Source organism: Aeromonas diversa CDC 2478-85, assembly GCF_000819805.1.
GTDB classification, from domain to species: domain Bacteria; phylum Pseudomonadota; class Gammaproteobacteria; order Enterobacterales; family Aeromonadaceae; genus Aeromonas; species Aeromonas diversa.
The window spans coordinates 242,209-263,499 of record NZ_CDCE01000020.1; the positions used below are offsets into that span (position 1 = coordinate 242,209).

A 21,291-nucleotide genomic window follows, 5' to 3' on the forward strand; every position below is an offset into this window, starting at 1 on the left:
CAGGGTGCCTTCGTCTCGGCGAATCAGAGGGGAGCCAATACCGTGCCCGCCTGTGACAGGGTTGGCAGGTTGCGGGTCTGTTGGCCGCTACGCGGCGCTCAGAATGGTGGGTGTCCCATTTTCGGTCGCCCGCCTGTGACTGGCTTGGCAGGTTGCGGGTCTGTTGGCTGCTACGCGGCGCTCAAAATGGTGGGTGTCCCATTTCTCCGCCATCGACGGGATGGGGAACGACTATCCAACGACGGATTTGATCAACAACGCCAATCAGAGGGGGAACCAATACCGTGCCCGCCTGTGACTGGGTTGGCTGGTTGCGGGTCTGTGGGCCGCTACGCGGCGCTCAGAATGGTGGGTGTCCCTTTTCTGCTTCGTTAACGGAGGAGTTAAACATCATCACAGACCGACGAAATGTCCTTTATTCTCGTTCTTGTGATGTCAAAGTTCTCATAATCAACATCTAGGACAGCGAGAAAACCTCGGTCAAGAGCATTCTCACCATCCTTCTTGACCCTTGCATGTAACTTCTTCGCGTTCTTTCTCAAATGATCCGATGCTCCCCATGTCCCCCGACCACGAATTCCAGCGAGAACAAGTATAGTGGACACCGGGTTCCGTGGATTCGGGCGACGTAGGATGAAACCAATGTCTGGAATCTTGTCCTGTGCATTGACTGGTCGAGGGCTAGCGTATGACGGGGATGTGTAGGTAATCGAATCTCCGCGTTTCAGGACTACCTGATCCGGGTGGGTCTCGCTACGCTTAAAGTCTAACTTCCCATCAGCCAGCGGTAGCTCGAGGACCTCGGCTGTGAAGCTGTTAGTCATTGAACCGCCGATTGAAATGATATTACGCTTCCTGTCTGACTCGGATAGGTTTGATGGATGGCGTATCTTCGGATGCTTTACTCCAATATCGCCCAATATTTCGAGCACATTTTTCAGTGCGAGAGCATCTTCCACTGCAATCTGTGGTAGTTCTCGACTTTTAGATTCGGTCTGGTGAGGCAATACAATTATAACTTCTTCACGACCTAACTGAAGTAGCTTTCTAAGGTCACCGCTTTGCACCCATCCTTTGAAAGATTCCGTATGCGGCCCAGAAAGTACGTTTGTAAGGTATCCACCGACATAGGATGCGACGACACTAAGTCCGTAGAGGGTGTTACCGATGGTGAAATAGTCTGATAGCGGCATTGTTCAGGCCCTCTCAATGTTGAGTTTGGGTCGATGAGTAACGGTGCAATACACTGAGGTCTAACGCTGTATTCAGTAGCTTGTCCACTGCAATACATTGTTAGGCGCAGCCTAGCTATAAACTAACGCTCAGATTGGTGGATGTCCCAATCTTTCCTCTCAATTAGTCATAATTTAGGGACCAAATTGCTTTTGCTTGTTTAGCTAGATTCTTTTGACGATAAAGGATGTTATCCGGGTCCCAAATCTTGAACGCTATCTGTTTGGTTATAGCGTATCTACTTTTCTCATAGTGAGGCTTCTTCTCTGTGTATGTCTTGTTGCCGATAACTCTATTCGCATCAGGTTCTAAGATTGTGAAATTTCCAATTTTATAAATAAAAGATTCTTCGCTATCTCTTGGGAAAAATTCAAACCATTCATCCGTTGGGTTTTCTGGTAGTATGTGTTCGAGGGTTCCATTATCAAATTCATAATCCAAGCTTGAATTGTTTATGTGATTTTCTATTGAGTAAATTATGTATTTAGCTTGTTTTGATGATTTTCTTGTTTTGATAGAGGCACTTTCGAAGTTTCTAACGAAGTCTTCATCATTAACATATATAGGCTTAAGTATGTTGAATATTTCTCTTGCGGTTGTTGCTGTGCCGGTGTTTATAGACTTACATGCGTCATTGTATTTTGACTCTAGAGCATTCGGGTTAAGGCCTGATATGACCATGTATCTAAAAGAAATAATTGAACAAATCCTCAGAACTCCAATCCACTCATCTTTATCTAGGTATAAATAAGAGTTCAAAAGCAAAGGATAACACTGAGTAACATTAAACATGTTTAACTCTCGTATGTGTTTCTTTACTTTTTCATCATTATTCCATAAGTCGTGATTGTAGTCATTGAGTGCTTGATATATTTCCGCAACCTCACTCATGTCTTCAAGGAGTTTAAATGCTGATTTGGCTGTATTAACATTTTGCTTTACAACCTTATATAGTTCTTTTTCAGCTAAAATACCGTTCTGCATCATCCAGTAGTGGCGGAGGAATTTTGGAAAACCAGAATATGACACATAGTTTATGGTGGCGTCCCATATATTCTTTACATGAGGCCGATCGGTATCATCAACAATTGAGAACAGATAGTTCTTCAGTAAATCAGTGACAGAAAGTTCTAAGCCTCGATCATTTAGCGTTTCAAAAATAAGATATGCACTTAGATCATCAGTTGCGGAGATTTTAATAAATAATAAATTATCAGAAATATATTCAACAAATGAAATCAAGTGCTCAATGTTATCGTCTTTAAGCACATCATCTTTAATCTTCTTTTTGAAATAATCAAAACATTGCATTAATAGCTTATTGCTTTTATGCTCACTTCTAAGGTTGTTAACCTTGCGGCCATTTGTAATATATGTTGAAAAAAAAGGATTGTTGTGTTCGTTTAGCTGTATCTTGTTTTCGTAATTTAATGATTTTAGAGACTTTTTCCCTATGTAATCACTGGTTAGTAAGTCAACTCTCTTTTGGTTGTTATCAATATCAATTTTCTTGTCTATCAATGACTTTATTGTGTCAATTATTGATAGTATTAGTATAGTCAGTGTGGTTAATCGTTGCTGACCATCTATTATTTCATATTGTTTATTCTCTCGTGCAACTAGAACAATAGAGCCCATATAGTGTTTGTTTTTGTTTGCTCTATTATTTTCAATATCAAGCCATAAGTCATCCCAATTGTTAGGTTCCCATGAGTAATCTCTTTGGTAAATAGGTACAATATATTGGTTGTCACCTTTTATTATTCCACCAAAGGATTCTGTTTCTGCATTTAGAAAGTTTTCTACTGCCATATATTTTCTCCATAGAAAAAGAAAATGACGACTGCACTCGTAACTAGTTATTTGTGCGATGAAACCTAACTCGAAGAAATGTTAGGACTCAGTGACGCATAGTGAATCGCTGCTCGTTTATCTATTCCATCAGGCAAGGCTACCGCCCCTGAATTACAGCCTTCAGTCTGCTGCTTTTTACCTGCGTGGTTTCGCTGACCTGGCTCATGGGTGATTCCGACGAGACGGTTGCCAAACGGGTATGGTAGCGAACGCCGCCGGGGAGAAAAGGGGGAGATGATGGTTTCCTGAGCAGGATCAACAAATTACTTGGTATGGGGGGCTTTGTGCGTAGTGCGCCAATACGAGATTCTGGGACACCCACCGTTTTGAGCGCCGCGTGGCGAGCCCACTTAGCTACTGTCGGGCACGGTATTGGTCCCCCCTGCAATCCGCCGAGGGGAGGGCGCAAGGTCAGGAGCGCCATCAGGGATGATGGCGCAGCCACAGCGGGGCATGGATGCCCCATCTGCGGCGGTCCGTCCGACCTGGCGACCGAGCCGAGGGAAACCGCGTAGCGGTCGGATTGGCGGGGTTGGCCTTTCTTTTGGTGACTTTTCTTTGGCCACGCAAAGAAAAGTCACTCGCCACAGCCCGCAGGGCGGGCGAAACCCCTTCGAGGGCAGCGCCCTCGCGTGCAGGGTGCCCGTCATAGGTCAGGAGCTTGACCGAGCTCCTCCCCCGTCGGTGTCTCTGGTATGATGCCCCATCATTTAGCGACCGGTGACGCCGCCACCCCATGGCGGTCGGGCTACCGGTAGGGCCATTTTCCCCAGGGGCGCATTCATGCGACCCGACACCACGGATTTTGAACATGAGCAGTGAACTGATTTACGGCATCCACGCCGTGGCCGCCCTTCTCGAGCGCGAGCCGGAGCGTTTTATCGAGGTGTGGGCCCTCAAGGGGCGTGAAGACGAGCGTCTGCTGCCTCTGCTGACCGAGCTGGAAGGGCTCGGCATCCGGGTCCAGCCGGTGGGTCGCAAGGCTCTCGATGAGAAGAGCGAAGGCAACAACCACCAGGGGATCATGGCCCGGGTCAAGGAGGCGCCGCGCCTGTCCGAGCACGATCTCGCCACCCTGCTCGACGAGATCTCTGCCACGGCCGAGGCCCCCTTCCTGCTGGTGCTGGACGGGGTGACCGACCCCCACAACCTGGGCGCCTGCCTGCGCAGCGCCGATGCCGCCGGGGTGCACGCCGTGGTGGTGCCCAAAGACAAGGCGACCGGGCTGACCCCGATCGTGCGCAAGGTGGCCTGCGGCGCCGCCGAGGTGATCCCGCTCATCCAGGTGACCAACCTGGCGCGCACCCTGCGCGAGCTGCAAGAGCGCGGCGTCTGGATCGTTGGCACCGCCGGTGAGGCGGACCACGATCTCTATCAGGCCAAGCTCACCGGCCCCATGGCCCTGGTGATGGGTGCCGAGGGCAAGGGAATGCGCCGCCTGACTCGCGAGCACTGCGACGAGCTGGTCAGCATCCCGATGGCGGGTGCCGTCTCCAGCCTCAACGTCTCGGTTGCCACCGGCGTCTGCCTGTTCGAGGCGGTGCGCCAGCGTAAGGCCTGATGGTGGATCGTCCGCCCTTTGACTGCACCGACGAGGAGGCCGCGCGCCTCCTCTCGTTTTCCCGCGAGTTGACGCTGGCCCCGCGCCAGAGCCTGTGGCATGCCGGCGACAGTCCGGATCTGCTGATCCGGGTGGAGCAGGGGCTGCTGCGGGCCCGGGTGGTGCTGGCCGAGGGGCGTGAGTACATCAAGGAGTTCTACTGGGAGGGGGACGAGTTTGTCGACTTTCACCACCTGCTCAGCGGCGAGCCCGCCCGCTACAGCGTGGAGGCACTCGAGCCCTGCCGGCTACAACTCTTTCGGGTCAGTGATCTGCGCCGGCTCCCGCTCTGGGACGCCTGGTATCAGCATCTGCTTCAGGTGCAGCTGCGTATCAAGGAAGAGAAAGAGATCCTGCTGCTCACCACCGGGCCCGAGGAGCGCTACCGCCACTTTCTGGCCCACTTTCCCGCCCTCGATGCCCGACTGCCCGATCATCAGGTCGCCGCCTACCTCGGCATTACTCCCATCAGCCTGAGCCGCATTCGCAAGCGCCTGAACGCCATTAACAAAGGTTAATGTCCGCTGCGTGGTTCCCGTTTATCCTGAGCCTCCCGTCTGATAAGGAGTCGATGATGAACTGGAGCCTGAAACCCTGGAGTGCGCTTTCCACCGACGAGCTGTATGACCTGCTGGCCCTGCGGGCCGAGGTCTTTGTGGTCGAGCAGACCTGCCCCTTTCAGGATCTGGATGGGCTGGATCGCCGGGAGGGGGTCTGGCATCTGATGGGGTGGCAGGGAGAGACGCTGGCGGCCTATGCCCGCATCATGGCGCCGGGGATCGGTGACGAACAGGGCGCTACCATCGGTCGGGTGGTCACGGCGCCTTCCTGTCGGGGAGGGGGGCTGGGCCACCGGCTGATCGCCGAGGCGGTGCAGGTGTGTGAGACGCACTGGCCAGGGCACTCCATCTGGCTCGGCGCCCAGGCGCATCTGCAGGGCTTCTATGGCCGCCACGGCTTCGTGCCGGAAGGGGCCGAATATCTTGAGGATGACATTCCTCATATAGGCATGCGCAGGGGGTGAGTGTCAGGGGCGGGCCGGCTCCCCCTCCGTCCCTTGGTTGGCAAACAGGGTGAGCAGCCTCTGTTGCATCTGTCGCCAACGGCCGCTTAGCATCAGCCGCTGCTGGGCCTCCTCCAGTCGCCGGGCTGCCGGCTCCTGATCCCGCCGCAGATAGAGAAAGTAGTCGAGGCGAGCGATCTTGTGCCCCTGCTCACTCCCTCTCTCCTCGGCTCCGGGCCAAAAATAGATCAGCCACTGGATTCGCCCCCGCTTGAGCATCAACTCCCCCTGCTCCTGATCGTTGAGCCAGGTGAGCCGCTGCGCCGGGAGCTGCCGGCGGCACCAGAGGGAGCCGCGCTGGCAGCCATATTGATCTCCCTCGGCCGGTGGCCAGCTGCCGCTGCCACTGGCATAGACCCTGACGCTGCCGATGGGGGCACCGACCGCTTTCAGCGCGGGGTGGGCACTCTCGTAGCCACTGACTCTGACCAGCTCGCCGTCTATCTGCTCGCTCCCCTCTATTAGGCGCTCGCAGCGGGCCGGCGTGCAGGGGGTGAGCGCATATTCCAGCCCTGCGGCCTCAAACCACTCCTGATAGAAGGGGGTGTGCAGTGGCTGGTAGCGGGCGATCACCAGCAGTTGCAGGGGACGAGCCCATACCAGCAGGGGGAGCCAACACAGTGCGAATGCCACGGCGACTCTGTTCATCTTCCCTCGTCCATGCCGTCACGATCACAGCTAGTGTAGTCGCGGCCATAGGGTCGGTGATGTTCGCTCGCCCGTGCCAGACAGTGGGGGCGTATGATGCGCGGTGGATGGGAGGGGCATGCCCGTGAGCGGGCAAGAGAGGCGGGGGACTGGCCCCCGCCCGCTACTGACCGAGCAGCTTGAGCGCCTCGGCCAGCTTGTCAACCGAGGCCTGGTGCTGCCCCGCTTTATGCAGCTTCTCCCCTTCGGCGCGCAGCGCCTTCACCTTGGCGAGATCGCCTGCATTGAGCGCCGGCTTCTGGGCCAGCAGGTCGTCTATCTTCTTCATGTCGGCCGGGCAGTGGAATGCCATTGCCGGAGCCGCCAGCAGCAGGGCCAGCAGCGCCATCTTTCCCTTCATCACCGTCTCCCTGATTGGTCACGGGCGCGGCCGCGCCCGCTTCAAGGATAGACCCGGGTGTGCACGGGTCGCCGGGTTAAGCACAGGGGTCACCGGATGCAGGGTTGCCATCCGCCGATACTCACATGCCAGTGACGCAAACGGGTATGATGGCGCCCCCTGTCGATCGGAACCCCGTCGTGACCCTCTCCATCTTCGCGGCCATTTTGCTGGCCGCCCTGCTGCATGCCCTGTGGAATGCGCTGGCCAAGCGCCAGGCCGAGGGGCGGGTCTGCGTGCTGCAGGTTTCCCTCTGCTCCGGCTGTTTTCCCTGCGGTTTCTGACTCTGGTGGGGGCTGCGGCTGCCACCGAATATTCCTGACTCGCACCGACTGGTTCTGGGGGGCGCCCTCTCGCTCCTGGCTTATGGCATCGTCATCTGGGCCATGACCCAGGCGCCCATCGGCCTGGTGGCGGCGCTGCGCGAGAGCTGCGTGCTGCTTGCCGTGCTGCTCTCCTGGGGGTGGCTGGGCGAGCGGCCGGGGCGTGTCAGCTTGATGGCGGCTCTGGTGATGCTCGGCGGGATCCTGCTGATCCGCCTCGGCTGAGGGGGACGACACCGGGCCGCAAGGTGTCGGCCCAGTGTCTCACTCAGGGGGCGACCCGAGTGTGCAGGGTGAAGCCCTCATCGCAGGGGGCCAGGGTGACCTCGACCCGGCCGAGCTCGGCGAGCGAGCCGGCGTGGGTGCCGCCGCAGGGGATCGTCACCTCGCGTCCCCCCAGGGTGCAGTGCCACCAGCGTGAGTCGATGATGGCCTCCCCGTCGCGGCTGCGGCGGATCTCTCCCCCCTCGACCAGCCAGTCGGCGAGCCGGACGTTGACCGCCTGCTCGATGGCGGGCAGGGCCGCCAGCAGCTCGGGCCCCATCACCCCCTTCTTGCGCAGGCTCTTGCCGATGCGGTAGTGCTCGCGCGAGCCGTGGGGCTCGACCCGCGAGATTTGAATGGCGAGGCGGTCGAAATCGGGCTGGTCGAGGGCGTCGCGCTCGGCCGGATCTTTCTTCCAGAAGGGGATCAGGGCCTGATTGAGCGCCAGGGCCGCCAGGTGGCAGCCGCTATGACCGAGCGAGAGGGGACGGCGCACCGCCGGGTCGACGCGCAGGGTGACCGGCGTGCCGGCGGGCAAGGTGTGTACGCCCGAAAGGGGATGCACCACCACGAAGGCCCAGCCCGGCTCACCGCGCTTGACCGGGATGGCGGCATCCACAAACAGCTCGCCGCTCGGGCTCACGGCCCCCATGCGGCAGGGGGCGATGGGCGCTTGGCCCCCCTCCCACTGGACTGTGCCGACGTCGCCCGGCTGATCGGGCCAGAGGTGGCTCTGGGGGTGACAGGGGGTGAGATCGGTCACCACCAGGGTCTGGTCGCCGACAACCTGGGCAAGCAGGACGCGGGCCTGCTCCTTGAGATGGCCCAGCACGAAGCTGGCGCGGGTGTGTTCCATGGGATCCTCCATCGATGATGGGGGCAGGATACCGCAAAAACGGCGGGCGCCTCATTAACCGAGGTTAACGGGCGCCGCGACATCCGGGTGATGAGGCCTCTAGAGCAGGGAGACCAGCAGATAGGCGTTGAGGCCCACCACCAGGGTGACGATGACCCGCCCCAGAGCCTGGGTCAGCGGGTGGTTGCGGTGCGCCCCCATCAGGGCGCGCTCCCCGGTCAGCATCAGGAGCGGGATCAGCGCCAGCGCGATGCCAAAGCTCAGCACCACCTGGCTCATCACCAGGATCTCCGTGGTGTTGAGCCCCATGGCGATCACCACGAAGGCGGGGGCCATGGTGATGACTCGGCGCAGCCAGAGCGGGATGGTGAAGCGCACGAACCCCTGCATCACCACCTGGCCGGCCAGGGTGCCCACCACGGTGGAGCTGACCCCGGAGGCGATGAGCGACAGGCCGAACAGGGTGGCGGCGGCCTGGCCCAGCAGGGGAGTCAGGGTCGCGTAGGCGGTCTCGAGCCCGGCCACCTGCTGATGGCCGCTGGCGTGGAAGGCGGCGGCCGCCATCGCCATCATGGCCAGGTTGACGAAACCGGCAATGGTCATGGCAATAGCCACGTCCACCTTGGTCGAGTGCAGGCGCTGCTCCACGCTGGCGCCGGCCTGCGGGCCCTGGGTCAGGGCCGAGTGCAGGTAGATGACGTGGGGCATCACGGTGGCGCCGAGCACACCGGCGGCCAGATAGACCGCCTGATCGTTCGGCAGGCCCGGCAGCAGGGCCCCCTCGAGCAGGCTCGGCAGGTGCGGGCGGGAGAAGAGCAGCTCGACCAGGTAGGCAGCGGCGACAAACAGCAGCAGGGCGCCGACCACGAACTCCAGCGGCTTCTGGCCGCGGCTTTGCAGCATCAGAATGGCCCAGGTGATGACGGCGGTGATGCCGGCCCCCTCGAGCAAGGAGACGCCGAACAGCAACTGAAAGCCGACGGCGGCACCGATGAATTCGGCCAGATCGGTGGCCATGGCGATGATCTCGGCCTGCACCCAGTAGGCCCAGACGGCGGGGCGCGGCAGCCGGTCGCGGATATGCTCGGCCAGATTCTTGCCGGTGACGATGCCGAGCTTGGCCGACAGCGTCTGCACCAGCATGGCCATCAGGTTGGCCCACACCACCACCCACAGCAGTTGGTAGCCGAACTGGGAGCCGGCCTGGATGTTGGTGGCGAAGTTACCCGGATCGATATAGCCGATGGCGGCGATGAAGGCGGGTCCGAGCAGGCTGAGCCTGAGTTTTCGTGGCTGCGTTAGCGCCAGTGCCGTGGGTTGCATGATATGACCTCCCAAGTCTGATAGAGAGAGCATATATGCAATTAAGAATTATTATCAATTGGTGTTGTGGATAGGATCCATCGGCATCGCCTTACCTGTTGCAGTCGAGGAGCGCATTTCGTACAATACGCCGCCCTAGAAAGCAGCGTCTACACATACACGTTCCTTGCCTCCGAGGTTTGGCTGCACCCGGGCGGAGGCTGATTAACCCGTAAGGAGCTGATAATGCGTCATTACGAAATCGTCTTCATGGTTCACCCGGACCAGAGCGAGCAGGTTCCTGGCATGATCGAGCGCTACACCGGCGCCATCACCACTGCCGGTGGTAAGATTCATCGCCTGGAAGATTGGGGCCGCCGTCAACTGGCTTACCCGATCGAGAAGCTGCACAAGGCTCACTACGTTCTGCTGAACGTGGAAGCCGAGCAGGCTGTCATCGACGAGCTGGAAACCAACTTCCGCTTCAACGATGCCGTTATCCGTAACATGATCATGCGTACCAAGCACGCCGTGACTGAAGTTTCTCCGATGGCCAAGGCCAAGGAAGAGCGTTCTTTCCGCCGTGACGACGTTCGCAGCGAAGAGTCTGCCGAAGCTGCTACTGAAGCTTCCGCAGAAGAGTAATTTCGGATCACTGAATAGAGGATAAAGGCAATGGCACGTTATTTCCGTCGTCGCAAGTTCTGCCGCTTCACCGCTGAGAACGTAACCGAGATCGACTACAAAGATATCGTTACCCTGAAGAACTACATCACTGAATCTGGCAAGATCGTACCGAGCCGTATCACCGGTACCCGCGCCAAGTATCAGCGTCAGCTGGCTCGCGCCATCAAGCGCGCCCGTTACCTGGCTCTGCTGCCGTACACTGATCTGCATAACAAGTAATCAGTCCGGCGCTTACGCCTAACTCAACGAATTTAAAGAGGAAAGGTAATGCAAGTTATCCTGCTCGATAAGATCGCCAAACTGGGCGGTCTGGGTGATCAAGTCAACGTTAAGCCTGGCTTCGCCCGTAACTTCCTGATCCCGCAAGGCAAAGCTGTGATGGCCACCAAGGCTAACATCGCTTCTTTCGACGCCCGTCGTGCCGAGCTGGAAGCCAAGCTGGAAGCCACCCTGGTTGCCGCTCAAGAGCGCGCTGCCAAGCTGGGCGAACTGGCTGCCGTTGTTATCGCCTCCAAGGCCGGTGACGAAGGCAAGCTGTTCGGCTCCATCGGTACCCGCGACGTGGCTGACGCCATCACCGCGGCTGGCGTAGCCGTGTCCAAGAGCGAAGTTCGCATGGGCAACGTTCTGCGTTCCACCGGTGAGTACGAAGTTTCCGTTCAGCTGCACGCTGACGTGAAGGCTACCGTACAAATCCAGGTTGTTGCCGAGTAATCGACAACCACTCTGGTTGAAAAACCCGCGCATTGCGCGGGTTTTTTATTGCCTGCGCTCGGGGTAGAGTGGATCGGGTCGTCAATCGAAGAGGAGGCTCCCCATGGCCGACTGGGTTGAGGGTCGGGTGCTTGAGCGCATCGACTGGACCGATACTCACTTCTCCCTGCGGGTGCAGGCAACCCTTCCCCCCTACAAGGCGGGACAGTTCACCAAGCTGGCCCTCTATGACGGCGAGCAGAAGGTGCAGCGCGCCTACTCCTTCGTCAATCCTCCCAGCGCCTCCTGGCACGAGTTCTATGTGGTCGAGATCCCGGACGGGCAGCTGACGCCGCGGCTCGGCACCCTGCAGGCCGGTGATACCCTGCTGATCGCCGCCAATCCCACCGGGTTTCTGACCCTCGACGAGATCCCCCCCGCGCGCGATCTCTGGATGCTCTCCACCGGCACCGCCATCGGGCCGTTTCTCTCGATCCTCTCCGACGGCGAGGTGGCCATGCGCTTTGACAACCTGGTGCTGGTGCACGGGGTACGCCAGGGGCGCGAGCTGGCCTATCGTCCCCTCATCGAGCGCCTGGCCGAGCGCTACGGCCCACGCTTTAGCTATGTGCCCATGGTGAGTCGTGAGGCCTGGCCCGATGCGCTGTCCGGGCGCATCCCGGCAGCCATCGAGGCGGGCACGCTGGAGCAGAGGGTGGGCCTTGAGATCAGCGCCGAGGCGAGCCAGGTGATGATCTGTGGCAACCCCGAGATGGTACGCGACACCCAGCGGGTGCTCATCGAGCGGGGGCTGACCAAGAACCTGAGGCGCAAGCCCGGCCAGATCAGCGCCGAGAACTACTGGTAAACAGACAGGGGGCCGATGGCCCCCTGTCTCGTTAGGTGCGGGCGAGCAATCAGAACTCGTTGGAGAGCGCCTTGTAGCCCTTCACCAGATCGATGTTGGTGTGGGCCACGTCTTCCGAGAACTCGGCGGCGTCCACCGTCACCTTGGGGATGGTGGCCAGATCGCTCTGCTGGTTGATACGGGTGGTGGAGGGGACGTAGAACTCGGGGGGCAGATCGCAGCCGTCCACCACAGAGTTGTGGCGCACCACGCAGCCGTCGCCGACGTGGCAGTTGAACAGCACGCTGTTGAAGCCGATGAAGACCCGATTCCCCACGACGCAGGGACCGTGCACTATGCTGCGGTGGGCGATGGAGCTGTATTCGCCAATGGTGACCGCGGCGCCGGATTTGGAGTGGATGACGACCCCATCCTGGATGTTGGAGTTGGCACCGATGACGATGGGCTCCATGTCACCGCTCTCGTCCACCTCGTCGGCACGGATCACGGCGTAGGGGCCGACGAAGACGTTCTCGTGGATGATCACCTTGCCGCAGATGATGGCGGTCTTGTCGATGTAGGCGGATTCGTGGATGACCGGCAGGTGGCCGGAGGGGTTCTTGCGGATCATGAGGCTTTCCGTGGGTTGGGAACAGAACGCTCTCCAGCTTACGCCTAAAAGGTAATAGGTGAAACTGCCAACCCAACTCAGCAAAAGGGCCCTGACGGGCCCCTGCTTACGCCAGTGAGGTGGTCGGTTGACGGTCGCGCCGCTCCTGATACCACAGCCAGAGCCCGACGATGAAGCCGATGCCGCACAGGGCCGTCACATAGTGGGAGGGGGCCAGCACGTCCTCTTTCATCCACAGGGTCACCAGCATGGGGGTGAGGCCACCGAAGATGGCGTAGGCGACATTGTAGGAGAACGACAGGCCGCTAAAGCGCACCACGGGCGGGAAGGCGTTGACCATCACATGGGGGACGGCGCCGATCACACCTACGGCAAAGCCGGCCAGCATGTAGTGCAGAACCATGGAGCCGGTGCCAGCGGCCAGACCGTGATAGAAGAGATTCACGCTGATGACCAGCAAGGCCGTGCCGAGCAGGAAGGTGCGGCCACTGCCGATGGCATCGATCAGGCGGCCATAGAAGATGCAACCCAGGGTCAGGGCCAGTATGGCCAGTGAGTTGGCCTGCAGGGCGTCAGCCGGGGCGATGGCGTGGATCTTCTGCAGGTAGGTGGGGGTCATCAGGATCACCACCACGATACCGGCGGAGAGCAGCCAGGTCAGCAGCATGGAGACCACCACGCTGCCCTTGTGTTCGCGCAGCACGGTGCGCAGTGGCAGCTCTTCGGCCAGGGCCTTGTTGGCCTGCATCTCGGCGAACACCGGGGTCTCGTGCAGCCAGCGGCGCAGGTACATGGCCACAATGCCAAAGACCCCGCCCAGTACGAAGGCCAGGCGCCAGCCCCACTGGCTGACATCGGCCGGGCTCATGCCCTTGTTGATGGCGGTGGCCACCAGGGAGCCGAGCAAAATGCCGGCGGTCAGTCCACCGGTCAGCACGCCGCAGGCGAAGCCGACCCGCTTGGCCGGCACGTGCTCGGCCACGAAGACCCAGGCGCCCGGCACTTCACCACCGATGGCGGCGCCCTGCAGGATGCGCAGGGCCAGCAGCAGGATGGGGGCGAGGATGCCGAGCGTGGCGTAGGTGGGCAACAGGCCGATGAGCAGGGTCGGCAGGGCCATCATGATGATGCTTAAGGTGAACATCCGCTTGCGACCGACCAGATCGCCGAAGTGGGCCATGATGATGCCGCCGAGCGGGCGGGCCAGATAGCCGGCGGCGAAGATGCCGAAGGTCTGGAACTGGCGCAGCCACTCGGGGATGTCGGCCGGGAAGAAGAGTTCACCGATCACCACGGCGAAGAAGACGAAGATGATGAAGTCGTAAAACTCGAGGGCTCCACCGAGGGCGGCGAGGCCGAGGGTCTTGTAATCCTGGCGGTTGAGGGGGCGATGTTGTGCCGTCATGGGCTCTCCTTATCGTTATTGCGGCGGCTATCCGTGCTCTCCCGTGCTGGGATGGCGAATCTATCGAGAGTAAGATGCGCCGGCGTATCAAGTAAATCGCGCAATCTGCAACACAGTCTTGCGATTCTCGAGACTTGACCGGCTCCCTGAGGCACACAGTATGGGCGACCACGGAGGATTTCACATGGCCAAGGTTCTGCTCTCCTGGAGCAGCGGCAAAGACAGCGCCTGGGCGCTGCATCGGCTGCGTCAGCAGCCGGAACTCGAGGTCATCGGCCTCTTCACCACCACCAACGAGGCGTTCGGGCGAGTCGCCATCCACGGGGTGCGCGACGCTCTGCTGCGCGCCCAGGCCGAGGCGGCGGGGCTGCCGCTGCACGTGATCCCGCTCCCCTGGCCCTGCAGCAACGCCGATTACGAGGCGCGCATGAGCACCTTCGTCGAGCATTGCCACCGACTCGGGGTGACCCATTTTGCCTTCGGTGACCTCTTCCTCGAGGAGGTGCGCCGCTACCGGGAGGAGAAGCTCGCAGGCACCGGCATCACGCCCCTGTTCCCACTCTGGGGAACGCCGACCGACGCCCTGGCCCGCGACATGCTGGCCGCCGGTCTCAAGGCGACGGTGAGCACCTGCGATCCGGCGCGGGTGCCGCATCAGCTGGCCGGCCACCCCTTCGATGCTGCGCTGCTCGCGCTGCTGCCGGCCGGGGTGGATCCGTGCGGCGAGCACGGGGAGTTTCACACCTTCGCCTGGGACGGCCCCATGTTCCGTCACCCGGTGGCGTGCCATACCGGCGAGACGATCGAGCGGGAGGGGTTCCTCTACACCGACCTGCTACCGGGCACCCTGTGACCGGGACCACCCCGCTTGGGTCTGGATTGGGGCAGAATCGCTCCTCTCGATTTGATGCTCAAAGGAGCCCGGTGATGCGTCTCTTCCCCCTCTCCCTCTTGGCGGCCGTGCTGGCCTGCGCCCCCCTGACCTGGGCCGAGCCTGCTCAGCAGGGCACTACCGTGGTCCAGTTGGCCCACCAGGCACCGGTGCACTGGGTCTCGGTCGACCAGATTGCCACCAGCCTTGCCGGCCAGCCCCCCATAGCGGTGGGTTTCGACATCGACGACACCCTGCTCTTCTCGAGCCCGGGTTTATACCGGGGCAAGCGTGAGTTCTCGCCCCACGATGCCTGAAGAACCCCGCCTTCTGGGAGAAGATGAACAATAGCTGCGACAGCATAGCCAAGCAGATCACGCTCTACTACGGCGATTCGGACGGCGACATCAGGGCCGCCCGCGAGTTCATGCCACCGACTATCGGGCGGACGCCAGCATCAACCCTGGGGCTGGGCGGTGCGGGCCTCGCCCGCCAGGGGGCCACGCAGGCGCAGGTAGATCAGGGTGCAGCCAGTCACCGCCACCAACATCAGGGTCTGCACCGGGACTCTGTCTCCCAGCAGGGTGACGATGAGGCCGGCCAGGGGCAGGCTGAGCTGGTTGAGCAGCACCATCAGGCTGATGACCCGTCCCCGCTGCTCCGGCGCGATCCAGTGCAGCCGCTCGGTGCGGATGAAGACGTTGAACAGGCCGCACAGCCCGTAGCTTAAGGCGCAGCCCAGCAGGTAGAGAGGGAAGCTGTTAGCCAGCCCCATCAGCAGGCCGCCCCCCAGCACGGCGAGAAAGGCGAACTGGCCGATCCCGTAGACCGAGGTCCGGCGCAGTAGCCAAGGCATGAGGGCGAAGGCACCGATTGAGATGAGTCCCATGGCCATCTGCACGCTGGCAAAGATCTGGTCCCCTTGTCCGAAGTGACCGAGGGTCATGGGGGCGGCGGTGGCCATGATGAGGCCGACCACCAGGTTAACCATCATGGCCAGCAGCACCAGGCGTAGCAGGATGGGGTGGACGAGCAGGCTGGCCATGCCGGTGCGCAGCTCCTGGCGCACCGAACGACGTGGCCCCTGGGGAAGCGTCTGGCCACGACCGAGACCAAACACCCCGAGGGCACTCAGGGCGAAGACCAGGGCGGCGCCCCACAGTAACTCATTGGGGGCCAGCCAGAGCAACAGACCCGCCGCCAGGGCCGGGCCGAGGACGCTGGCGCCGTTATTGATAAGCTGCAGCCAGCTCTGGGCCTTAGGCATCTCGGCTTGGCTCACCATCAGGGGCAGGGTGGTCTCGAGGGCGATGAAGGCCTGGGCGTAGCAGAAGGCGCACAGGGACATCATCAGTACCAGCGGGGCGATGCCGGCCTCGGCCCAGCTCACCATGGCCCAGGCGGTGCCAAGACACGCCAGGGCGCGCAGGGTGTCAGCCATGACGTAGACGCGACGCCCGCCAATACGGTCCGCTAGCACCCCCGCCAGCGGCAGGGATACGAGCCGCGGCAGCCACTCGCAGAAGAAGGCGAGCCCCGACAGGGAGAGGTTGCCGGTGGTGCGGTAGACGATCAGCGGCACCGCAAACTGCAGCAGCTGGTCGCCCAGGTTGGAGAGGGCCCGCGAGCCGAGAAAGAGGGTGAAACGCATGCTGTGCATAGGACCTCCTTATGGCGTGCTGACAGGTTGGGTAATGTCGATCCGACGTTCGATGGCGTCGGCCAGGTTGTCCAGTTGCTGACGCAGGGTGTGATAGTCCCGTGCGTGCAGCACGATGTGGCCGATGAAGCCGGCATTATCGGTGACTCGCTCACTGACCTGTGCCCCACACTCTTTGCTGTAATGGCCCTCGTACAACTGGATCCCCTGCTCGGCTGCCAGCGTATCCATATCAGGCAGGGTGCGGAGTTCGCCAGAATGCCGAGCGCGCAGCATGCGGATGCCGCTGTATCCTCGCAGTGACAAGGGCATTTCGTTGTGGATCCCCTCTCGCGCCCATGCCAACCAGGTAGCCCAGGGGTCGAAGCGATCAAAACTCAGGCGGGCAAGGTCCCAGATGTGCATGCCGGCCGGGCGCATATTGGTCTCAACGGCACTGACGCCTTGTGCATGCAGGAAGAGTTCATTGTGGTAAGCCCCGTTGGTGGGTGAAACCAGAGCCTGCATGAAGCGCCCCCCCTGGTGTAAGGCCGCAGACTCGCTCTCGGTCAGGTAGGCCGGCACTATCTGCTGGTATTCGGCGCGAAAGTCGCCGTGGGTCGTGAATTTCTCGGTCAGCCAGCAATGACCGGCCACGTAGTCCCAGCTGAACTCTCGGGCCGCCTCAATCAGGGGTTCAACCATGAGGCCGCTGTCGTGGTAGGGGGACAGCGCCCCCCAGACCCCGGGGCAGGCATCGAGACTGGGTACTTGCTGACAACCCCGGCTGTTGCCTTCACCGGTCGGCTTGACGAAAGCCCGTCCACCGAACTCGATGACGGCGGCTTGGAAGGCCGACAAGGTGGCGACTTGCCGGCAGGCCAGCGGCTGGTAACCGGTCGGTGGCGTGGTACTGGCCTCCAACTGTCGAAAACGCGGCTTGTCCAGGCCGGCCCAGGCGGCTTCGGGGGCGGCACCGGGCAGGGCGTAATGCGCCGCCAGTCGTGCTCCTAAGGGAACCCCCTTGTCTGAGAAAGGAAGTATGCCAACTGGGGTGAGTCCAAGGCGTGCCAACTCGTCAGCCACCTTTGGCAGGCTGCTATTTGGCTTGCCGAGGCGAGCCTGGATAACATGGTCGGCGGCCTGCCAGTCTTGGGGCGTGGCGCTCTCTACCACCAGGACCAGTTGGCTGTCATGGAGCTGACGGGCCATGCGGCGCAACTTATCCACATCGTAAAGGCGTACGTTGTTGTAGCCGACGATGATAAAGCAGGAGGGGGTCATGGGATGTTCCTTATCCGGGTTTCACGAAAAATGGCCTGCAGGGTTTCATGCACCTGCTGTGCAGACCCTTGCACCACGCCGGAGAGAGGGGTGGCGCCCGTGGCATAACTGATGCTGCCGTAACGGACATGGGCTGGCGGCATGTGATGCCAGTTGTGAAGACGGGGTTGCCAGCGCTCGGGTTCGAACAGAATGTCCTGTTGGTCGGCGCAGTGGTGGGCCGGGTAGACGAACCAACCATAGAATCCATCGGCAAGAGTGGGAACATGGCGCTCAATGGTGCCATTTAACTGGTATTCGAGATCTATCTGGTAAAGATTGATACCGGTGCGCAGGGCAACGGTCTCAGCCACCCCGGCACCGCCTACCCGGCAGGCGGTCTCGAGGAACCAATAGTGACCCTGTTCGTCCAAGATGGCCTCAAAATGGAAGCAACCGTTGCGCTGCCCCAACGCGTTCAGCGTCTGCTGCAGGAGCGAGAGCGCTGGCGGATCATTGCTCACCTGTGCGGACCCCAACGGTGTGCCGCCAGCATATTCGAGGCAGCTACCCACATAGTGGCTGCTGACCACCAGACCGATTTCGCCTTCCCGCATGAAGCCATCGAGGTGGCATACCTTGCCGGGGATAAAGGCTTCGACCAGATACTCCTGTGCCGTGGCGAGGGCATCGATCGCGGCATTGATTGCGGTGTGGGGGCCCTTGATGATGCCGGTGCTGGAAGCTTCCAGTCTGGGTTTGAGGACAAACAGCCCATCGCGCGGGGGGAGTGTGCGAAACTGGGCTGCGGACCAATAATCGGGTTGACGCAACCGTGCTGCGGCACACTGTTCGCGCATCAACAGTTTGTCGCGCAGGGGCAAGACCTCGACTCGGGTGTCGCCAGGGATGGCAAAGTGCTCCCGCAGCTCGGCTGCGGCCAGCAGCTCGTACTCGGAGCGGGCAATCAGGCGATCCGCTTGGCTGAGCCAATCGGCGTGCTCGGCAGCGAGATGTGCCGCATCGAAAGAGGCCACCTCCCGTTTGATGGCAAAAGAGGGCAGATCTTTATCGCCACCGGGCAGGTGCAAGTAGTGCACGATATGGCGGGTATGATCGATGGCCAGATCGTAGCGAATTTTCGAATAGGGGAGGCGATGCAGTATGACGATGTGCATTACTGGTACTCCACGTGGAAATGTTGCTGGCTCGCGGTAAAGAACGCCTCGTGCTGCTCGGGAGGAAGATGGGTGATATCCCATAGCACCTGACCGATGAAGATCTCGCGCTCGACCTGAGGCAGCGTCTCCCCCTCCTGGATAAAGAGGCGTTCATCCAGTACCCGGGCCTCACCGGGGGTTACCCCGCGTTGCAGATGTTGCACCGTGCGGCCTGCTTGACCGAAAAAGACCCGGAAGAAGGAGCGACGGAGGGGGGCCGGTGGCGTGGGCAACGGTTTGCCCTGGAGCAGAGCGATCCAGTGGGTGAGTAGGTCGACCCCTGCATGATGCTTGATGCTGTCGAGAATGTAGGCACCGCCAACTCGGGGATTGATCTCGATAAGCTCCCAACCCAGTGACGGGTGATACTTCGCTTCCACATGGAATAAACCTGTGGTCGCACCCAGAGCGGACAGGCACGCTGAGACATAGCGGGTACCTTGCGTCTGCACTTCCTCACAAAGGGAGCGCGGGGGGCAAACACAGGCATTTTCCAATACGGTGAACCGTTGCTGCAGGACATCCAGTTTTTCATGAATGCCGTGTACGGTGGCGATCCCGTCATTGAGGGTGACTTCGAAGCAACACTCCTGCCCTTCAATCAGATCTTCGATGATGAACTCGGGTTCACCGCTGAAGACCCCGGCATAGGCATCATCGTTACAGGCGGCCTGCCAGAGCGGCAACAAGGCGTCCGGATCGCTCAGCGTGCTGGCTCGAAATGCACCCAATGAGGCGAGCCCTACGCGGGGCTTGATAAAGTACCGATCCGGTTCCACGAGTGCCTGGAAGGACGAGCGAGTCAGCAGGCGAGTGCTGATCCGCGAGAGGCCACATTCAAGGAGCCGTTGGCGCATTCGATATTTATCCCGCAGCAATTGCACCGTCTCTTCCTGCAGGTCGACGGCACCCAGCATGCGATTGGCACTGGCCATCAGGTTGCGGTAGCCATCCCAGACCGACAGGCAGCCCACCAGATGGGTCTTGGATTGCAAGCGGGCGATACAAGCGGTGACATCGGCTTCAGTGAGGGCATAGCCTTGCGTGATCTCGACCTTGGCGACCTGATTTAACCAGGGCGGTGTCATCCCTCTGGCGGAGCGGGAGGAGAGAACATAGCACTCCATTCCTTGAGCGGAAAGGCTCTGGAGCAGCGGGGCTACCATGGAGAGCAGTTGGTGTGAAAGAACAAGCAGTCCTGGCTTGGTATTCATGATAAGACTCCTGTTGGGCCCGGATGTGCCGGGCCCGACCCGGCATCAAGCAGCCTGGGTCTCCTTGTCGGCATAGCGTTGGTACAGATCGACGAAGAACATCTTCAGCAGCTCCTGAATTTCGGCGAAGTAGCGCTTGATATCGGTGATGTCCTGCTCTTCTTCGATCAACTGGCTGAGGATGTTCCACATATCCTGGGTGTGGTCTTCCACTAGGTCGGTGTTGAGGTGCGCGGCTTGACCGATGATCTTGTCTTTACCGAGCGATTGGCTCATGGCGGCGATCTGCTTTGGCGTGATCTTCTGAGTGGTGTATTCCACCAGGTAGCTGTAACAGACGACACCCAGCGGCTTCTCGTGCTCGGCAACAAAGTAGAGATAGCCGGCAAGGAGGCGGGTATAGAAATTCGGCTCAGTCGCAAAGATCTGCTCAGGCGTGATGCCGACCCGCTCGGCGTCCTGCATAAAAAGGGTGTCGTGCAGCATCTCTTCATCCTGATAGGCCGCATAGAGTTGGGCTGCTTCGGCATTGGTCTTGGTGATCTTGTGCAGGTTGTTGCATTGGGCGCTGCGCATCAGGCGGATGCGCCATGCATGCTCAATCAGGGTTTGACGGTAGTACGCCAAGTTGACCTGTTCCCCTTCCAGGTGACGGGCAAAGGGAACGGTACGGTTCCATTCGTCAATCTTCCCGTCCAGGAAGCTATCGAGTTCCTGCTTGATACGAATGCTCTCCTGACGCGACAGGAAGGGCTTGGTCCGCAGCAAGGCGCGGTCGGTAATGCGATTTTTCAGTTCCATCTGATGGTCCTCAGTTGATCTCATGAAGTACTACGTCTCCGTATGCCTTGCATTGGCATGCCAGACGTACGGAGGGATCGGTCTCACCGGTCAGTGTGAAGAGTCGTTTTTCCCGCGGTGTCGTGGCGGAAAGATGTTGATGCCCCTCAACGACGCGAATGGTGCACGCGCCACAATTACCGGCACGGCAGCCGAAGGTGACGTGTTCGTCCAGCTCAAGCAGTCGTATTGAGGTGTCAAAATGCACCGTGACGCCTGCCTTGAGAAACTTCAGGTACGGCATGCACACGCTCCTGTTGTACGGATGATGGGGAAACACCCCGGTATGATTGGGGCTCGGAGGGCGATTCTAGAGAGCCGCGAGAGGGGCGTTCAGGTAAAGGAGGTATTCATTTGGCATTGCTTTACCGGTAGAGTGACCGGCACAGTGAGCAGGGA

At 60.0% G+C, this 21,291-nt stretch carries 25 protein-coding genes; 11 read left to right on the forward strand and 14 right to left on the reverse strand.

The window, feature by feature from the left end; translation table 11 throughout:
• Positions 1-383: 383 nt before the first annotated feature.
• Both BN1121_RS19710 and BN1121_RS06030 read right to left on the reverse strand, forming a co-directional pair.
• Positions 384-1,193, reverse strand: coding sequence for a hypothetical protein (locus tag BN1121_RS19710; protein WP_152424630.1), 810 nt, complete (start codon positions 1,191-1,193; stop codon positions 384-386).
• A 163-nt stretch (positions 1,194-1,356) separates the two neighbouring features.
• Positions 1,357-3,045, reverse strand: coding sequence for a DUF262 domain-containing protein (locus BN1121_RS06030; protein WP_043157243.1), 1,689 nt, complete (start codon positions 3,043-3,045; stop codon positions 1,357-1,359).
• A gap of 853 nt (positions 3,046-3,898) precedes the next feature.
• Here BN1121_RS06030 and rlmB point away from each other — a divergent pair.
• From rlmB to BN1121_RS06045, 3 genes are read left to right on the forward strand one after another with little or no spacing between them, the layout of a single operon-like run.
• A complete protein-coding gene (rlmB, locus tag BN1121_RS06035) occupies positions 3,899-4,648 on the forward strand; it encodes a 23S rRNA (guanosine(2251)-2'-O)-methyltransferase RlmB (protein WP_005349571.1) in 750 nt (249 codons plus the stop codon).
• A 2-nt stretch (positions 4,649-4,650) separates the two neighbouring features.
• Positions 4,651-5,205 (forward strand): Crp/Fnr family transcriptional regulator, encoded by a 555-nt coding sequence (locus tag BN1121_RS06040; protein WP_043157253.1) that lies wholly within the window; start codon positions 4,651-4,653, stop codon positions 5,203-5,205.
• A 56-nt stretch (positions 5,206-5,261) separates the two neighbouring features.
• Complete coding sequence (locus BN1121_RS06045) at positions 5,262-5,711, forward strand: GNAT family N-acetyltransferase (protein WP_005349576.1); 450 nt, start codon at positions 5,262-5,264, stop codon at positions 5,709-5,711.
• A 3-nt stretch (positions 5,712-5,714) separates the two neighbouring features.
• On the opposite strand, the gene BN1121_RS06050 is transcribed toward BN1121_RS06045, so the two are convergent.
• Both BN1121_RS06050 and BN1121_RS06055 read right to left on the reverse strand, forming a co-directional pair.
• Positions 5,715-6,398, reverse strand: a complete 684-nt coding sequence (locus BN1121_RS06050) for a hypothetical protein (protein WP_005349578.1) — start codon at positions 6,396-6,398, stop codon at positions 5,715-5,717.
• Positions 6,399-6,561: 163 nt separating this feature from the next.
• Positions 6,562-6,798 carry a PA2433 domain-containing protein gene (locus BN1121_RS06055; protein WP_005349581.1) on the reverse strand — a complete coding sequence of 79 codons (237 nt, stop codon included), beginning with the start codon at positions 6,796-6,798 and terminating at the stop codon, positions 6,562-6,564.
• 146 nt (positions 6,799-6,944) lie between these two features.
• On the opposite strand from BN1121_RS06055, the gene BN1121_RS20335 reads away from it, so the two are divergent.
• Entirely contained in the window at positions 6,945-7,121 is a 177-nt protein-coding gene (locus BN1121_RS20335; RefSeq protein WP_231553008.1) for a hypothetical protein, read from the forward strand.
• A 12-nt stretch (positions 7,122-7,133) separates the two neighbouring features.
• Positions 7,134-7,385 (forward strand): EamA family transporter, encoded by a 252-nt coding sequence (locus tag BN1121_RS20340; protein WP_442853265.1) that lies wholly within the window; start codon positions 7,134-7,136, stop codon positions 7,383-7,385.
• 43 nt (positions 7,386-7,428) lie between these two features.
• Here the strand turns inward: BN1121_RS20340 and BN1121_RS06065 are convergent, their stop codons facing one another.
• Positions 7,429-8,280: an alanyl-tRNA editing protein gene (locus BN1121_RS06065; protein ID WP_005349585.1), complete on the reverse strand. Its 852-nt coding sequence runs from the start codon at positions 8,278-8,280 to the stop codon at positions 7,429-7,431.
• 99 nt (positions 8,281-8,379) lie between these two features.
• Positions 8,380-9,603, reverse strand: a complete 1,224-nt coding sequence (locus tag BN1121_RS06070) for an Nramp family divalent metal transporter (protein WP_005349588.1) — start codon at positions 9,601-9,603, stop codon at positions 8,380-8,382.
• A gap of 225 nt (positions 9,604-9,828) precedes the next feature.
• On the opposite strand from BN1121_RS06070, the gene rpsF reads away from it, so the two are divergent.
• The 4 genes from rpsF to BN1121_RS06090 all read left to right on the forward strand — a co-directional run bounded on the left by rpsF (position 9,829) and on the right by BN1121_RS06090 (position 11,830).
• Entirely contained in the window at positions 9,829-10,227 is a 399-nt protein-coding gene (gene rpsF / locus BN1121_RS06075) for a 30S ribosomal protein S6 (RefSeq protein WP_005349590.1), read from the forward strand.
• A 30-nt stretch (positions 10,228-10,257) separates the two neighbouring features.
• Positions 10,258-10,488: a 30S ribosomal protein S18 gene (gene rpsR, locus BN1121_RS06080; protein ID WP_005308890.1), complete on the forward strand. Its 231-nt coding sequence runs from the start codon at positions 10,258-10,260 to the stop codon at positions 10,486-10,488.
• Between the two features lie 48 nt (positions 10,489-10,536).
• Positions 10,537-10,983: a 50S ribosomal protein L9 gene (rplI, locus tag BN1121_RS06085; RefSeq protein ID WP_005349591.1), complete on the forward strand. Its 447-nt coding sequence runs from the start codon at positions 10,537-10,539 to the stop codon at positions 10,981-10,983.
• Between the two features lie 103 nt (positions 10,984-11,086).
• Positions 11,087-11,830, forward strand: a complete 744-nt coding sequence (locus BN1121_RS06090) for a ferredoxin--NADP reductase (protein WP_005349593.1) — start codon at positions 11,087-11,089, stop codon at positions 11,828-11,830.
• Positions 11,831-11,879: 49 nt separating this feature from the next.
• Here the strand turns inward: BN1121_RS06090 and BN1121_RS06095 are convergent, their stop codons facing one another.
• Positions 11,880-12,440, reverse strand: coding sequence for a gamma carbonic anhydrase family protein (locus BN1121_RS06095; protein ID WP_005349595.1), 561 nt, complete (start codon positions 12,438-12,440; stop codon positions 11,880-11,882).
• Between the two features lie 106 nt (positions 12,441-12,546).
• Positions 12,547-13,845, reverse strand: coding sequence for an MFS transporter (locus BN1121_RS06100; protein WP_005349599.1), 1,299 nt, complete (start codon positions 13,843-13,845; stop codon positions 12,547-12,549).
• Positions 13,846-14,029: 184 nt separating this feature from the next.
• Between BN1121_RS06100 and BN1121_RS06105 the strand changes: the two genes are divergently transcribed.
• Positions 14,030-14,698, forward strand: coding sequence for a Dph6-related ATP pyrophosphatase (locus BN1121_RS06105; RefSeq protein ID WP_005349601.1), 669 nt, complete (start codon positions 14,030-14,032; stop codon positions 14,696-14,698).
• A 74-nt stretch (positions 14,699-14,772) separates the two neighbouring features.
• Complete coding sequence (locus BN1121_RS06110) at positions 14,773-15,033, forward strand: HAD family acid phosphatase (protein WP_005349603.1); 261 nt, start codon at positions 14,773-14,775, stop codon at positions 15,031-15,033.
• A 140-nt stretch (positions 15,034-15,173) separates the two neighbouring features.
• On the opposite strand, the gene BN1121_RS06115 is transcribed toward BN1121_RS06110, so the two are convergent.
• From BN1121_RS06115 to BN1121_RS06140, 6 genes are read right to left on the reverse strand one after another with little or no spacing between them, the layout of a single operon-like run.
• Positions 15,174-16,376, reverse strand: coding sequence for an MFS transporter (locus BN1121_RS06115; RefSeq protein WP_005349605.1), 1,203 nt, complete (start codon positions 16,374-16,376; stop codon positions 15,174-15,176).
• Between the two features lie 9 nt (positions 16,377-16,385).
• Positions 16,386-17,639 (reverse strand): ATP-grasp domain-containing protein, encoded by a 1,254-nt coding sequence (locus BN1121_RS06120; RefSeq protein WP_005349607.1) that lies wholly within the window; start codon positions 17,637-17,639, stop codon positions 16,386-16,388.
• The gene (locus BN1121_RS06125) at positions 17,636-18,796 is read right to left on the reverse strand and encodes an ATP-grasp domain-containing protein (RefSeq protein WP_005349609.1); all 1,161 of its coding nucleotides are present in this window, start codon (positions 18,794-18,796) and stop codon (positions 17,636-17,638) included. The genes BN1121_RS06120 and BN1121_RS06125 overlap by 4 nt, the downstream gene beginning before the upstream one ends.
• Positions 18,796-20,052, reverse strand: coding sequence for an ATP-grasp domain-containing protein (locus BN1121_RS06130; protein ID WP_005349612.1), 1,257 nt, complete (start codon positions 20,050-20,052; stop codon positions 18,796-18,798). Before BN1121_RS06130 ends, BN1121_RS06125 begins: the two co-directional genes overlap by 1 nt.
• 45 nt (positions 20,053-20,097) lie before the next feature.
• A complete protein-coding gene (locus tag BN1121_RS06135) occupies positions 20,098-20,853 on the reverse strand; it encodes an iron-containing redox enzyme family protein (RefSeq protein WP_005349614.1) in 756 nt (251 codons plus the stop codon).
• Positions 20,854-20,863: 10 nt separating this feature from the next.
• A complete protein-coding gene (locus tag BN1121_RS06140; protein ID WP_005349616.1) occupies positions 20,864-21,136 on the reverse strand; it encodes a 2Fe-2S iron-sulfur cluster-binding protein in 273 nt (90 codons plus the stop codon).
• Between the last annotated feature and the right edge of the window lie 155 nt (positions 21,137-21,291).